Source organism: Mycobacterium sp. NGS62 (assembly GCF_059812285.1).
Map to the genome: position 1 here is coordinate 511,620 of NZ_JCALCK010000001.1, position 13,474 is coordinate 525,093.

A 13,474-nucleotide genomic window follows, 5' to 3' on the forward strand; every position below is an offset into this window, starting at 1 on the left:
AAGGTTCATAATCTCTTACACCGCGCAAAATCGTCTTCACAGTGTTCTCTTAAACACGTGATTGCGTTACTTGCCCCCGGACAGGGATCGCAGACTCCCGGAATGCTGTCGCCGTGGCTTGAGCTGCCCGGCGCCGCGGACCAGATTGCCTCCTGGTCGACCGCCAGTGGTCTGGACCTCGCCCAGTTGGGCACCACCGCGTCGGCCGAGGAGATCACCGACACCGCGGTGACCCAGCCGTTGGTCGTGGCGGCCACGCTGCTCGCCCATCAGGAGCTGAGCCGGCGCGGTGAACTCGGCGAGACCGAGCTCATCGTGGCAGGCCACTCGGTCGGCGAGATTGCGGCCTACGCGATCGCCGGCGTGATCTCGGATGACGAAGCCGTCTCGCTGGCCGCCACCCGCGGCGCCGAGATGGCCAAGGCATGCGCCCTCGAGCCGACCGGCATGTCCGCGGTGCTCGGTGGAGATGAGGCCGAGGTTCTGACCCGGCTCGAGCAGCTCGACCTGGTCGCTGCCAACCGCAACGCCGCCGGCCAGATCGTCGCCGCCGGTCGATTGACTGCGTTGGACAAACTCGCCGAGGACCCGCCTGCCAAGGCGCGGGTGCGCGCACTCGGTGTGGCCGGGGCGTTCCACACCGGCTTCATGGCCTCCGCCCTGGAGGGTTATGCCGCAGCGGCGGCGAAGGTCACGCCGGCCGAGCCGACCGCGACATTGCTGTCGAACCGCGACGGCAAACCGGTATCGTCGGCAACCGACGCGATGGAGAAGCTCGTCGCGCAACTGACCCGACCGGTGCGCTGGGATTTGTGCACCGAGACGCTGCGTCAGCACGATGTCACGGCGATCGTCGAGTTCCCGCCCGCGGGCACTTTGGCCGGTATCGCCAAACGCGAACTTCGTGGGACCCCGACGCGTGCCGTCAAGTCCCCCGCAGACCTGGACGGCTTAGCCGAGGCGTAACGCAGCCGGAGCTGTAAACCCCGCCAGTACAACCGCATATCGCACGTTTCATCACCAGTAACACAACCAATACGAAGGGAATCTCACCGTGGCTGTCAGCCAGCAAGAAATCATCGCCGGAATCGCCGAAATCATCGAAGAGGTGACCGGCATCGAGCCGTCCGAGATCACGCCGGAGAAGTCGTTCGTCGACGACCTGGACATCGACTCGCTGTCGATGGTCGAGATCGCCGTGCAGACCGAGGACAAGTACGGCGTCAAGATCCCCGACGAGGACCTCGCCGGTCTGCGTACCGTCGGTGACGTCGTCGACTACATCCAGAAGCTCGAGGAAGAGAACCCCGAGGCCGCTCAGGCGCTGCGCGCCAAGCTCGAGTCGGAGAACCCCGAGACCGTCGAATCGGTCCGCGCCAGGATGGAAGCCGACAGCAAGTGACCAAGCCTTCCACTGCTAACGGCGGTTACCCCAGCGTTGTGGTAACCGCCGTCACGGCAACGACATCGGTCGGGCCGGACGTTGAGAGCACGTGGAAGGCCTTGTTGGCCGGCGAGAGCGGCATCCACGTCCTCGAGGACGAGTTCGTCACCAAATGGGACCTGCCCGTCAAGATCGGCGGCCACCTCAAGGATCCTGTCGACGACCACATGGGGCGACTGGACCTGCGGCGCATGTCGTACGTCCAGCGGATGGCCAAGCTGCTCGGCGGCCGGATTTGGGAGAATGCCGGCTCCCCGGAGGTCGATCCGGACCGCTTCGCGGTCGTCGTCGGCACCGGGTTGGGTGGCGGCGAGAAGATCGTCGAGAGCTACGACCTGATGAACGAGGGCGGCCCCCGCAAGGTGTCGCCGCTGGCCGTGCAGATGATCATGCCCAACGGCGCCGCCGCGGTGGTCGGTCTGCAGCTCGGCGCCCGCGCCGGGGTGATGACCCCGGTGTCGGCCTGTTCGTCGGGGTCGGAGGCCATTGCCCACGCCTGGCGTCAGATCGTCATGGGTGACGCCGACATCGCCGTCTGCGGTGGTGTGGAAGGCGGCATCGAAGCGCTGCCGATCGCGGCGTTCTCGATGATGCGCGCCATGTCAACCCGCAACGACGACCCGGAAGGCGCGTCGCGGCCCTTCGACAAGAACCGCGATGGGTTCGTGTTCGGCGAGGCCGGTGCGCTGATGGTGATCGAGACCGAAGAGCACGCCAAGGCCCGCGGCGCCAAACCGCTGGCCCGGCTGATGGGCGCCGGCATCACCTCGGACGCGTTCCACATGGTGGCGCCCGCCGCCGACGGTCTGCGGGCCGGCAGGGCGATGGCACGGTCGTTGGAGTTGGCAGGCCTGTCCCCCAAGGACGTCGACCACATCAACGCGCACGCCACGGCCACCCCGATCGGTGACACCGCCGAAGCCAACGCCATTCGGGCTGCCGGGTGTGAACACGCCGCGGTGTACGCGCCGAAGTCGGCACTGGGCCACTCCATCGGTGCGGTCGGTGCGCTCGAGTCGGTGTTGACGGTGCTGTCGCTGCGGGACGGCGTCATCCCGCCAACGCTGAATTACGAGACGCCGGACCCTGAAATCGATCTGGATGTGGTCGCCGGTGAGCCTCGCTATGGCGAGTACCAGTACGCCATCAACAACTCGTTCGGGTTCGGCGGGCACAACGTGGCGCTCGCCTTCGGGCGTTACTAAGCACGACGTCCGGCGACGATGCGGGCCAACGGCCCGAGAAGGAGCCGGACAAGTAGGAAAGGAAACGGCCGGGGGGCCTTAAAAGCTATGACAGAGCTCGTTACGGGGAAAGCGTTCCCCAATGTGGTGGTCACCGGTGTTGCGATGACCACGGCCCTCGCATCCGACGCGGAGAATACGTGGAAGATGCTGCTAGACGGTCAAAGTGGCATCCGTAAGCTCGACGACCCGTTCGTGGAGGAGTACGACCTGCCGGTGCGTATCGGCGGACACCTCGTCGAGGAATTCGACAGTCAGTTGAACCGCGTCGAGAACCGCCGGATGGGCTACCTGCAGAAGATGGCCACGGTGCTGGGTCGACGGGTGTGGGAAAACGCCGGTGCGCCCGAGGTGGACACCACCCGGCTGGCGGTGTCCATCGGAACCGGCATGGGATCCACCGAGGAGCTGGTCTTCGGCTACGACGACATGCGCGCACGCGGCATGAAGGCGTTCAACCCCTTGGTCGTGCAGATGTACATGCCCAACGGTGCTTCGGCGGCAGTCGGGCTGGAAAGGCATGCCAAGGCGGGCGTGATGGCGCCGGTATCGGCGTGTGCGTCCGGTTCGGAGGGCATCGCCCGTGCCTGGCAGCAGATCGTGCTCGGTGAGGCCGACGTGGCGATCTGCGGTGGTGTCGAGACCAGGATCGAGGCCGTGCCGATCGCGGCATTCGCCTCAATGCGCATCGTGCTGTCGAAGAACAACGACGACCCGGCCGGTGCCTGCCGCCCCTTCGACAAGGACCGCGACGGTTTCGTGTTCGGTGAAGGCGGCGCACTGCTGGTCATCGAGACCGAAGAGCACGCCAAGGCGCGCGGCGCCAACATCCTGGCCCGACTGATGGGGGCCAGCGTCACCTCCGACGGTTTCCACATGGTCGCGCCGGACCCCAACGGCGAACGCGCCGGCCATGCGATGACGCGGGCGATCCAGCTTGCGGACCTGGCACCGAGCGACATCGACCATGTCAACGCCCACGCCACCGGCACCTCGGTCGGTGACATTGCCGAGAGCAAGGCCATCAACAACGCGCTGGGGCCCCACGGCGCAAACGCGGCGGTGTACGCGCCCAAGTCCGCGCTCGGCCACTCGGTCGGCGCCGTCGGTGCGGTGGAGTCGATTTTGACGGTGCTGGCGCTGCGCGATCAGATCGTGCCGCCGACGCTGAACCTGGTCAACCTCGACCCCGAGGTCGACCTGGATGTGGTGGCCGGCAAGCCGCGACCAGGCGACTACAAGTACGCGATCAACAACTCGTTCGGATTCGGCGGGCACAACGTCGCTTTGGCGTTCGGCCGGTACTGATACCGAGCACCCATCGAGGAGGAGACCTGCGATGACGATCATGGCCCCCGAGGCGGTTGGCGAGTCGCTCGATCCCCGCGACCCGCTGCTGCGCCTGACCACGTTCTTCGACGACGACAGCGTCGAATTGCTCCACGAGCGGGACCGCTCGGGAGTCTTGGCCGCCGCAGGCACCGTCAACGGAGTGCGCACCATCGCGTTCTGCACCGACGGCACCGTGATGGGCGGCGCCATGGGCATCGAGGGCTGCACCCACATCGTCAATGCCTACGACACGGCCATCGAAGAGCAGAGCCCGATCGTGGGCATCTGGCACTCCGGCGGTGCTCGACTCGCCGAAGGTGTGCGCGCGCTGCACGCGGTCGGCATGGTGTTCGAGGCCATGATCCGGGCATCGGGCTACATCCCGCAGATCTCCGTAGTGGTCGGCTTCGCCGCCGGCGGCGCCGCCTACGGACCGGCGCTGACCGACGTCATCGTGATGGCTCCCGACAGCCGGGTGTTCGTCACCGGCCCGGATGTGGTGCGCAGCGTTACCGGCGAGGACGTCGACATGGCCGCACTCGGCGGCCCGGACACCCACCACAAGAAGTCCGGGGTGTGCCACATCGTCGCCGACGACGAGCTCGACGCCTACGAGCGCGGCCGCCGATTGGTCGGATTGTTCTGTCAGCAGGGACATTTCGACCGCACCAAGGCCGAAGCCGAAGACACCGACCTGCACGCGCTGCTGCCGGAGTCGCCGCGCCGGGCCTACGACGTGCACCCCATCGTGACCGCGCTGCTCGACGACGACGCGCCGTTCGACGAGTTTCAGGCCAAGTGGGCACCGTCGATGGTGGTGGGCCTGGGTCGGCTGTCGGGCCGTACGGTTGGCGTGCTGGCCAACAACCCGCTGCGGTTGGGTGGCTGCCTGAATTCCGAAAGCGCGGAAAAGGCAGCACGTTTCGTGCGGTTGTGTGACGCGTTCGGGATTCCGCTGGTGGTCATCGTCGACGTTCCCGGATATCTGCCCGGTGTCGGGCAGGAGTGGGGCGGCGTGGTGCGCCGCGGTGCCAAACTGCTGCACGCGTTCGGCGAAGCCACCGTTCCGCGGGTCACCCTGGTCACCCGAAAGACCTACGGCGGGGCCTACATTGCGATGAACTCGCGTTCGTTGAATGCCACTAAGGTGTTCGCCTGGCCGGACGCCGAGGTCGCCGTGATGGGCGCCAAGGCTGCGGTGGGCATTCTGCACAAGAAGAAGCTGGCGGCCGCGGCCGACCACGAGCGCGAGGCGCTGCACGACGAGCTGGCCGCCGAGCACGAGCGCATCGCCGGTGGTGTGGACAGCGCCATCGACATCGGCGTGGTCGACGAGAAGATCGACCCGGCGCACACCCGCAGCAAGATCACCGAAGCGCTGGCCGAGGCCCCCGCCCGCCGCGGCCGCCACAAAAACATCCCGCTGTAAATCTCGGCGATCCGCGCGAGCGTGCGTGTCCCCCTACTCGCGCGAGCGTGCGTGTCCCCGGCCGACACGCCGAGCTGAAAGCCGGGATTCCGCACGCTCGGCGCTAACTGAAACGCGACAAAAACTCCTCGGCCACGCCGACAACCCGCTCGCGATCCGACGCCACCAATCCGATCCGGGTCCGGCGATCGACGATGTCGTCGACGTCGAGTGCGCCCTCATGGGTAATGGCGAATTCGAATTCCGCGCGGAGGACGTCGATGCCCTCGGCAACCGGTTCGGCGGGACGCTCACAGTCCGCCGCGGCGATGACGTTGGCTGCTTCCGCCCCGTAGCGCAAGACCAGCGATTCCGGCAGACCCGCCATCGGCGGCACCGCCGAGCCGGGATTCGCCGGCGCACCCACCAGGGGCAAATTGCGGGTTCGGCACACGCCGGCCGTCAGCCCACGTAACTCGACGGCGCGATCGAGCACGTCCTGGGCCATGTGGCGGTATTCGGTGAGCTTGCCGCCGATGACGCTGAGGACACCTGTCGGTGATTCGACGACGGCATGATCGCGCGAGATGTCGGCAGTGTGGCCGGTTCCGGTGTCGATCAGCGGCCGCAGTCCCGCGTAGGCCCCGATGACGTCGGAGGCGTCGAGTGTGGTCTCCAGCGCGGTGTTGACCGTTTCCAGCAGAAAGTCAATCTCAGCCGACGTCGGCTGCGGCACATCGGGAATCGGTCCGGGGGCATCTTCGTCGGTCAGCCCGAGGTAGACCCGGCCCAGCTGTTCGGGCATCGCGAACACAAATCGGTTGAGTTCGCCGGGAATCGGAATGGTCAGCGCCGCAGTCGGATTGCCGAAGACCTCGGCGTCAAAGACCAGGTGTGTCCCGCGGCTGGGCCGCAGCTTCAAGGCCTCATCGATCTCGCCGGCCCACACCCCCGTTGCGTTGATGACAGCACGGGCCGATACGTCGAATGCATCGCCCGTGCGCTGATCCGTCAGCCGCACCGAGTCGCCGGTGGCCTCGGAGGCGGCCACATAGTTGAGGATTCGGGCGCCGTGCTGCGCTGCGGTGCGCGCGACCACGGTGACCAGGCGGGCGTCGTCGATCAGTTGACCGTCGTAGGCGAGCAGGCCGCCGTCGAGGCCGTCGCGCCGCACGGTTAGCGCCATGTCGATGACGCGCTGCGCGGTAATGCGTTGCGACCTCGGCAGTACCGATGCCGGGGTGCCGGCCAGCTTGCGCAGCGCGTCGCCGGCCAGGAAGCCGGCACGCACCAGCGCCCGTTCTGTGCGGCCCATCGACGGCAGCAACGGGACCAGTTGCGGCATGGCACGAACCAGGTGCGGCGCATTGCGGGTCATCAGGATTCCGCGCTCGATGGCGCTGCGCCGGGCAATGCCCACGTTTCCGGTGGCCAGATAGCGCAGACCCCCGTGGACCAGCTTCGAACTCCACCGGCTGGTACCGAACGCGAAATCGTGCTTCTCCACCAACGCCACCCGCAACCCGCGCGAGGCGGCGTCCAGCGCGATACCGGTGCCGGTGATGCCGCCGCCGATCACGACGAGATCCAGCGGCGCACCGTCGGCCAGGGCGGACAGCTCGGCGGTACGGCGCGCGGCGTTGAGCGCAACTGACATCACGACAGGTATCCGTTCAGTGCGTAGCGCAGCTCGCCGGCCAACGCGTCGGCCGCAAGGATAGGCTGCACGATCTGGGCGGATTGGATTGTCGACTGGGTGATCAGCAGCACCATCGCGGCGAGGCGGCGTGGGTCGCCCGGACGCACACTGCCGTCACGTTGGGCCGCAGTGAGGTTTTCGGCCAGCATGTCGATGAGCGCCTGCTGGCTGGTGCCAAGCCGCTGGGTCAAGTAGGTGATAGCCAGTTCCGAACGCAGCACCGCCATGACCAGCTCGTCGTCGCGCAGGCGGTCGGCCAGCGCAACCACCCGCTGTACCAGCGCTTCGCGGCCCTCGCCGGCTGCCGGTACCCCGTCGAGGGTGGCCGCAATATGCGCGGTGAGCAGGTCCGCCAGGATCGACTGGGTGTCAGGCCAGCGGCGATACACGGTCGGCCGGCTCACACCGGCCCGGCGGGCAATCTCGGCCAGCGTCACCCGTTCCACACCGAAATCGCGGACGCAGCTGGCGGCGCCGGCCAATATCCGGTCGGCCACCGATGCGTTACTGATTGACAGCATGTGTAATACTGTAACGCATGTCTGACGCGTTGCGCCCGCCGATGAAATGGAACGCTTGGGGCGACCCGGCTGCGGCCAAGCCCCTCTCCGATGGCATCCGGTCACTGCTCGAGCAGGCTCTCGGGGTTACCGACGCGCGCGGCAACGAACCGCAGGCCGGCCAGGTACAGCTGCGCCCGTCGGCTCTCACCGACGATGACCGCGACGCGCTGGCCGCCATTGTGGGGGCCGACTATTGTCTCGTCGACCACCACGATCGACTCCTGCACGCCGGCGGGAAGTCGACGCTGGATCTGTTGCGGCGCAAGGACTCCGATGAGCAGGATGCACCCGATGCGGTGCTGTTGCCGGGTAGCGACGACGAGATTAGCGCGATCCTGCGGTACTGCTCGCAACACGGCATCGCCGTCGTCCCGTTCGGTGGCGGCACGAGTGTGGTCGGTGGACTTGACCCGATCCGCGGCGAATTCAGCGCCGTGGTGTCGCTGGATCTGCGTCGCTTCGACCAGCTGCTGGCCCTCGACGAGGTATCTGGCGAGGCCGAGTTCGGCGCCGGAGTCACCGGCCCGGCGGCGGAACGACTGCTGGGCGAACACGGCTATTCACTCGGACATTTCCCACAAAGCTTCGAATTCGCCAGCCTGGGCGGATTTGCCGCGACGCGGTCGTCGGGCCAGGACTCGGCAGGATACGGGCGGTTCGACGACATGGTGCGCGGCCTGCGGGCGATCACCCCGGCGGGCGTGCTGAACCTGGGCCGCGCCCCCCAATCGGCGGCCGGGCCGGACCTACGCCAACTACTGATCGGCTCGGAGGGCGTCTTCGGCGTCATCACCCAGGTTCGGGTACGCGTTCACCCGGTGCCGGAAACCACTCGCTACGAGGCGTGGTCGTTCCCGGACTTCGCCACCGGCACAGCGGCACTGCGTGCGGTGACCCAAGCCGGCACCGGCCCGACAGTCATCCGGCTCTCCGACGAAGCCGAGACCGGCGTCAACCTCGCCACCACCGAGTCCATCGGCGAATCGCAAATCACCGGGGGATGTCTGGCGATCACCGTTTTCGAGGGGACAACGGCGCACGCCGAGAGCCGGCACGCCGAAACCCGGGCGGTGCTACAGGCACACGACGGGACATCGCTGGGCGAAGCGCCGGCGCGGGCCTGGGAACACGGCCGCTTCGGCGCGCCGTATCTGCGCGATTCGCTGCTGGCGGCGGGTGCGCTGTGCGAGACGCTCGAGACGGCCACCACCTGGTCGAACATCCCCGCGCTCAAGTCGGCCGTCACCGACGCATTGACCGGCGCGCTCGCAGAATCCGGCACACCGGCACTGGTGCTGTGCCACATTTCGCATGTGTACGCCACCGGCGCTTCGCTGTACTTCACCGTCGTGGCCGGGCAACGCGGCAACCCGCTCGAGCAGTGGCGCGCCGCCAAGACCGCCGCATCCGATGCGATCGTGGCGACCGGCGGGACGATCACCCATCACCACGCCGTCGGTGCCGATCACCGGCCCTGGATGGCCGACGAAGTGGGTGAGCTGGGTGTGCAGGTGTTACGGGCGGTGAAGTCAACCCTTGACCCTACTGGAATCCTCAACCCCGGCAAGCTGATTCCGTGACGCCCCCTCGGGAGATCGCCCGGGTGACGATGCTCACCAATCCGGCGTCGGGGCACGGAAACGCGCCGCACGCCACAGAAAAGGCGACCGCGCGACTTCAGCAGCGCGGTGTCGACGTCATCGGGATCGTCGGCACCGACGCCGAACACGCCCGTCGCTTGCTGTGCGAGGCCCTCGAGCGCGGCACCGACGCGCTGGTCGTGGTCGGCGGCGACGGGGTGATCGCCGACGCGCTACAGGCCTTGGCCGGCACCGACATTCCGCTCGGAATCGTTCCGGCGGGAACCGGCAATGACCATGCCCGCGAATACCGGATTCCCACCAAGGATCCGGCGGCCGCCGCGGACGTCGTCGCCGACGGCCACACCGAAACCGTTGATCTGGGCCGTATCCGCGCCCGCAGCGGCGTCGTCAAATGGTTCGGCACCGTCGCGGCAACCGGATTCGACTCGCTGGTGAGCGATCGGACCAATCGGATGCGCTGGCCGCGGGGGCGGATGCGCTACAACCTGGCGATGCTCGCCGAGCTCTCGCAATTGCGGCTGCTGCCGTTTCGGCTGGCGTTCGACGGCGGCGAGGAGATCGTCACCGAGCTCACCCTGGCGGCTTTCGGCAATACCCGCAGCTACGGCGGCGGGATGATGATCTGCCCCGACGCCGATCACGCCGACGGGAAACTCGACATCACGATGGTGCACTCCGCCTCACGTGCCCGGCTGATCCGGTTGTTCCCCACGGTCTACAAGGGCACCCATGTCAATCTCGACGAGGTGACCACGGCGCGTGCCGTGTCCGTCGAGGTCGACTCACCGGGCATCAACGCCTACGCCGACGGCGACTTCGCCTGCGCGTTGCCCGCAGAGATTGCCGCCGTTGCCGGCGCGCTGCAGATCCTGCGGCCGGCGCGCGGCGACGATGCGGGCCGTCCGGCTAACCCACTCCCCGGCTGAGCCAGGAGACCTCGGCGCCGTCGCCGCCGTCGCGGTAGACCTCGAGCGCCTCATCCCATGCGGTGCCCAGTGCCGAATCCAACTCGGCAGCCAACGCGTCGGCGCCCGCGGCCATCATCGCGCGCAGCCGCATCTCCCCGACCATCACGTCGCCGTTGGCGCTCATCGCGCCGCTCCATAGTCCTAACTGCGGCGTATGGCTGAACCGCAGGCCGTCGACGCCGGGACTGGCGTCCTCGGTGACCTCGAACCGCAGCACCGACCAGGAGCGCAGCGCATTGGCCAACCGCGCGCCGGTGCCCACCGGGCCGACCCAGTTGGTCACCGCGCGAAGTTGCCCGGGCATCGCCGGTTGCGGCGTCCAGGTCAGGTTCGCGTTGGCTTCCAGAGTCGACGTCAACGCCCACTCGACATGCGGGCACACCGCGGCCGGCGAAGCGTGGATGTACACCACGCCCGTCGCCGCGTCGGCGAACTGGTTCGACGCACGCATCTTGCTGCTCCTTCGGCTCCACGAGGGACGTCTTCCCCAACGGCCTGGTGAATCCGACGAGCATGCTGCAGATGAATTTGTGGCTTGCGTGTCTATTGTGCCTCGTGAGACCCCTGTTGCGCTAGTCCACCGCGTATTCCGATATCACGGCGTCGGAGAGCGACGGCCACACCGGTAGCGCCCACTCCCCGAAATCCCGGTCGGTGAGGACCACCAGGGCCAGCGCAGCCTCCGGATCTGCCCAGATGAACGTGCCCGACTGGCCAAAATGGCCGTAGGTTCGCGGCGAGTTCTTGCCGCCCGTCCAGTGGGGTGCTTTGGAGCTTTTGATCTCGAAACCCAGCCCCCAGTCGTTGGGCCGCTGCACGCCATATCCCGGTAGCACCCCGTCCAGACCCGGAAACTGGACCGCGGTGGCCTCGGCGTGCATCTGCGCCGACACAAGCGCCGGACACAACAGATCAGCGGCGAACACTGCCAAATCCGCCAGCGTCGATCTCACGCCGAATCCGGCTGCCTGCGCGCCGCCGTCCAGCGCGGTAGCCGTCATCCCCAGCGGCTCGAAGACCGCTTCGGTGAGGTATTGGCCGAACTCGATGCCCGACGCCTGCTGCACCGTCTCGGCCAGCACCGTGAACCCTTGGTTGGAGTACATCCGGCGGGCGCCGGGCTTGGCCAGCGTTTGGTTGGAATGCATGGCCAACCCGGAGGCATGGGCGAGCAGGTGCCGCACGGTGGATCCGGGCGGGCCGGCCGCGGTGTCCAGGTCGACGACGCCCTCTTCGACGGCGATGTGGGCGGCTCGGGCCACCAGCGGCTTGGTCACCGATGCCAGTTCGAATTGCCGAGTGATGTCGCCGTGGGTGGCCACTGTGCCGGAGCGGCCGACGACCGCGGCGACGGCGGTGGGGACCGGCCAGTCGTCGAGCGCATCGAGTGCAGCCATCGCGGCCGAGCCTATCCACCGCACCAGCTGCCCTCGCCGCTAGGTTCGTCGGCGGCGACCCGCCGCACTCGGCTCCGCCGAGTTTGCGATCGCCTAGGTTGGACGCCATGAGTCAGACAGTGCGCGGCGTGGTTTCACGAAAGAAGGGCGAACCGGTCGAGTTGGTCGACATCGTCATCCCCGACCCCGGCCCGGGCGAGGTGGTGGTCGACGTGACCGCCTGTGGGGTGTGCCACACCGACCTGACCTACCGCGAGGGCGGCATCAACGACGACTACCCGTTCCTGCTCGGGCATGAGGCGGCAGGCACCGTCGAATCGGTCGGAGCGGACGTGACCGCCGTGGCGCCGGGCGACTTCGTGATCCTCAACTGGCGTGCGGTCTGTGGCCAGTGCCGCGCCTGCAAGCGCGGCCGACCGCACCTGTGCTTCGACACGTTCAACGCCGACCAAAAAATGACGCTGACCGACGGCACCGAACTGACACCGGCGCTGGGTATCGGGGCGTTCGCCGACAAAACGCTGGTGCACCAAGGACAGTGCACCAAAGTCGATCCGGCGGCCGACCCCGCGGTGGCCGGCCTGCTGGGCTGCGGCGTGATGGCCGGGCTGGGCGCGGCCATCAACACCGGAGCCGTCACCCGCGACGACACCGTTGCGGTGATCGGTTGCGGCGGCGTCGGTGACGCCGCGATCGCCGGGGCGGCGCTGGTCGGCGCACGCCGGATCATCGCCGTCGACACCGACAACACCAAACTGGGCTGGGCGCGCGGCTTCGGAGCGACCCACACCGTCAACGCGCGCGAACTCGACGTCGTCAAAACCGTCCAGGACCTCACCGACGGGTTCGGCGCCAACGTGGTGATCGACGCCGTCGGTCGACCGGAAACGTGGGAGCAAGCGTTCTATGCGCGCGATCTCGCCGGAACTGTTGTGCTGGTGGGGGTTCCGACGCCTGACATGCGCATCGACATGCCGCTGGTGGACTTCTTCTCACATGGCGGGGCGCTGAAGTCGTCCTGGTATGGCGATTGCCTGCCCGAGCGTGACTTCCCCACCCTGATCGACCTGTATTTGCAGGGCCGACTGCCGCTGGAGAAGTTCGTCTCCGAGCGGGTCGGCCTCGGTGACGTCGAGGAGGCGTTCCACAAGATGCATGACGGCAAGGTGCTGCGCTCGGTGGTGATGTTGTGATCGAGCGCGTGGTCACCCACGGAACCTTCGAACTCGACGGTGGCAGTTGGGAAGTCGACAACAACATCTGGGTCGTCGGTGACGACTCCGACGTCGTGGTTTTCGACGCAGCGCACACCGCAGCGCCAATCGTCGACTCCGTCGCCGGGCGCAACGTCGTGGCGGTGGTATGCACGCATGGCCACAACGATCACGTGACCGTCGCTCCGGAGTTGGGCCAAACGCTCGACGCGCCGGTGCTGCTGCATCCCGCCGACGACATGTTGTGGCGGATGACGCACCCCGACAAGGATTTTCGTGCGGTTTCCGACAGCGATACGCTGCGCGTCGCCGGAACGGAGCTGCGAGCACTGCACACGCCGGGCCACTCCCCCGGCTCGGTGTGCTGGTATGCCCCGGACTTGGGCGCGGTGTTCAGCGGCGACACGTTGTTCGAGGGCGGGCCGGGCGCGACCGGCCGCTCATTCTCCGACTTCCCGACGATCCTGGAGTCGATCTCGAGCCGGCTGGGCACGTTGCCCGGCGACACCGTCGTGTACACCGGCCACGGCGACACCACGACCGTCGGCGACGAGATCGTCAACTACGACGATTGGGTGGCCCGCGGCCACTGAGCACGCAC

Annotated in this window: 13 protein-coding genes; 9 read left to right on the plus strand and 4 right to left on the minus strand. The window is 67.5% G+C overall.

Features of this window, described 5'->3' with window-relative positions:
- The first annotated feature begins 57 nt into the window (after positions 1–57).
- From AC5Y49_RS02515 to AC5Y49_RS02535, 5 genes are all read left to right on the plus strand, one after another.
- Positions 58–966 carry an ACP S-malonyltransferase gene (locus AC5Y49_RS02515; protein WP_499884231.1) on the plus strand — a complete coding sequence of 303 codons (909 nt, stop codon included), beginning with the start codon at positions 58–60 and terminating at the stop codon, positions 964–966.
- An 88-nt stretch (positions 967–1,054) separates the two neighbouring features.
- A complete protein-coding gene (gene acpM / locus AC5Y49_RS02520) occupies positions 1,055–1,402 on the plus strand; it encodes a meromycolate extension acyl carrier protein AcpM (protein ID WP_499884232.1) in 348 nt (115 codons plus the stop codon).
- Positions 1,399–2,649, plus strand: coding sequence for a 3-oxoacyl-ACP synthase KasA (gene kasA / locus AC5Y49_RS02525; protein ID WP_499884233.1), 1,251 nt, complete (start codon positions 1,399–1,401; stop codon positions 2,647–2,649). The genes acpM and kasA overlap by 4 nt, the downstream gene beginning before the upstream one ends.
- A gap of 87 nt (positions 2,650–2,736) precedes the next feature.
- Complete coding sequence (kasB, locus tag AC5Y49_RS02530) at positions 2,737–3,996, plus strand: 3-oxoacyl-ACP synthase KasB (RefSeq protein ID WP_499884234.1); 1,260 nt, start codon at positions 2,737–2,739, stop codon at positions 3,994–3,996.
- A 31-nt stretch (positions 3,997–4,027) separates the two neighbouring features.
- Positions 4,028–5,449 carry an acyl-CoA carboxylase subunit beta gene (locus AC5Y49_RS02535; protein ID WP_065014642.1) on the plus strand — a complete coding sequence of 474 codons (1,422 nt, stop codon included), beginning with the start codon at positions 4,028–4,030 and terminating at the stop codon, positions 5,447–5,449.
- 103 nt (positions 5,450–5,552) lie between these two features.
- On the opposite strand, the gene AC5Y49_RS02540 is transcribed toward AC5Y49_RS02535, so the two are convergent.
- Positions 5,553–7,085 carry a glycerol-3-phosphate dehydrogenase/oxidase gene (locus AC5Y49_RS02540; protein WP_499884630.1) on the minus strand — a complete coding sequence of 511 codons (1,533 nt, stop codon included), beginning with the start codon at positions 7,083–7,085 and terminating at the stop codon, positions 5,553–5,555.
- The gene (locus AC5Y49_RS02545; RefSeq protein ID WP_499884235.1) at positions 7,085–7,648 is read right to left on the minus strand and encodes a TetR/AcrR family transcriptional regulator; all 564 of its coding nucleotides are present in this window, start codon (positions 7,646–7,648) and stop codon (positions 7,085–7,087) included. The genes AC5Y49_RS02540 and AC5Y49_RS02545 overlap by 1 nt, the downstream gene beginning before the upstream one ends.
- A gap of 41 nt (positions 7,649–7,689) precedes the next feature.
- Here AC5Y49_RS02545 and AC5Y49_RS02550 point away from each other — a divergent pair, with 41 nt between their 5' ends.
- Both AC5Y49_RS02550 and AC5Y49_RS02555 read left to right on the plus strand, forming a co-directional pair.
- Positions 7,690–9,270, plus strand: a complete 1,581-nt coding sequence (locus AC5Y49_RS02550) for an FAD-binding oxidoreductase (RefSeq protein WP_499884631.1) — start codon at positions 7,690–7,692, stop codon at positions 9,268–9,270.
- Positions 9,267–10,220, plus strand: a complete 954-nt coding sequence (locus AC5Y49_RS02555; protein ID WP_499884236.1) for a diacylglycerol kinase — start codon at positions 9,267–9,269, stop codon at positions 10,218–10,220. The genes AC5Y49_RS02550 and AC5Y49_RS02555 overlap by 4 nt, the downstream gene beginning before the upstream one ends.
- Here AC5Y49_RS02555 and AC5Y49_RS02560 read toward each other — a convergent pair.
- A complete protein-coding gene (locus AC5Y49_RS02560) occupies positions 10,201–10,713 on the minus strand; it encodes a DUF3145 domain-containing protein (RefSeq protein ID WP_499884237.1) in 513 nt (170 codons plus the stop codon). The two genes, AC5Y49_RS02555 and AC5Y49_RS02560, sit on opposite strands and share 20 nt — an antisense overlap.
- A 121-nt stretch (positions 10,714–10,834) precedes the next feature.
- Complete coding sequence (locus AC5Y49_RS02565; protein WP_499884238.1) at positions 10,835–11,659, minus strand: serine hydrolase domain-containing protein; 825 nt, start codon at positions 11,657–11,659, stop codon at positions 10,835–10,837.
- A gap of 107 nt (positions 11,660–11,766) precedes the next feature.
- Between AC5Y49_RS02565 and AC5Y49_RS02570 the strand changes: the two genes are divergently transcribed.
- Entirely contained in the window at positions 11,767–12,852 is a 1,086-nt protein-coding gene (locus AC5Y49_RS02570; RefSeq protein WP_499884239.1) for an S-(hydroxymethyl)mycothiol dehydrogenase, read from the plus strand.
- Positions 12,849–13,466: an MBL fold metallo-hydrolase gene (locus AC5Y49_RS02575; protein ID WP_499884240.1), complete on the plus strand. Its 618-nt coding sequence runs from the start codon at positions 12,849–12,851 to the stop codon at positions 13,464–13,466. Before AC5Y49_RS02570 ends, AC5Y49_RS02575 begins: the two co-directional genes overlap by 4 nt.
- Positions 13,467–13,474 lie beyond the last annotated feature (8 nt).

What these genes read in the sequence shown, in the direction of transcription:
- AC5Y49_RS02560 (WP_499884237.1), bottom strand. Translation starts at nt 10,713, where the DNA reads ATGCGTGCGTCGAACCAGTTCGCCGACGCGGCGACGGGCGTGGTGTAC.
- AC5Y49_RS02535 (WP_065014642.1), top strand. Translation starts at nt 4,028, where the DNA reads ATGACGATCATGGCCCCCGAGGCGGTTGGCGAGTCGCTCGATCCCCGC.
- AC5Y49_RS02550 (WP_499884631.1), top strand. Translation starts at nt 7,690, where the DNA reads ATGAAATGGAACGCTTGGGGCGACCCGGCTGCGGCCAAGCCCCTCTCC.
- AC5Y49_RS02570 (WP_499884239.1), top strand. Translation starts at nt 11,767, where the DNA reads ATGAGTCAGACAGTGCGCGGCGTGGTTTCACGAAAGAAGGGCGAACCG.
- AC5Y49_RS02565 (WP_499884238.1), bottom strand. Translation starts at nt 11,659, where the DNA reads ATGGCTGCACTCGATGCGCTCGACGACTGGCCGGTCCCCACCGCCGTC.
- AC5Y49_RS02540 (WP_499884630.1), bottom strand. Translation starts at nt 7,085, where the DNA reads ATGTCAGTTGCGCTCAACGCCGCGCGCCGTACCGCCGAGCTGTCCGCC.
- AC5Y49_RS02545 (WP_499884235.1), bottom strand. Translation starts at nt 7,648, where the DNA reads ATGCTGTCAATCAGTAACGCATCGGTGGCCGACCGGATATTGGCCGGC.
- kasB (WP_499884234.1), top strand. Translation starts at nt 2,737, where the DNA reads ATGACAGAGCTCGTTACGGGGAAAGCGTTCCCCAATGTGGTGGTCACC.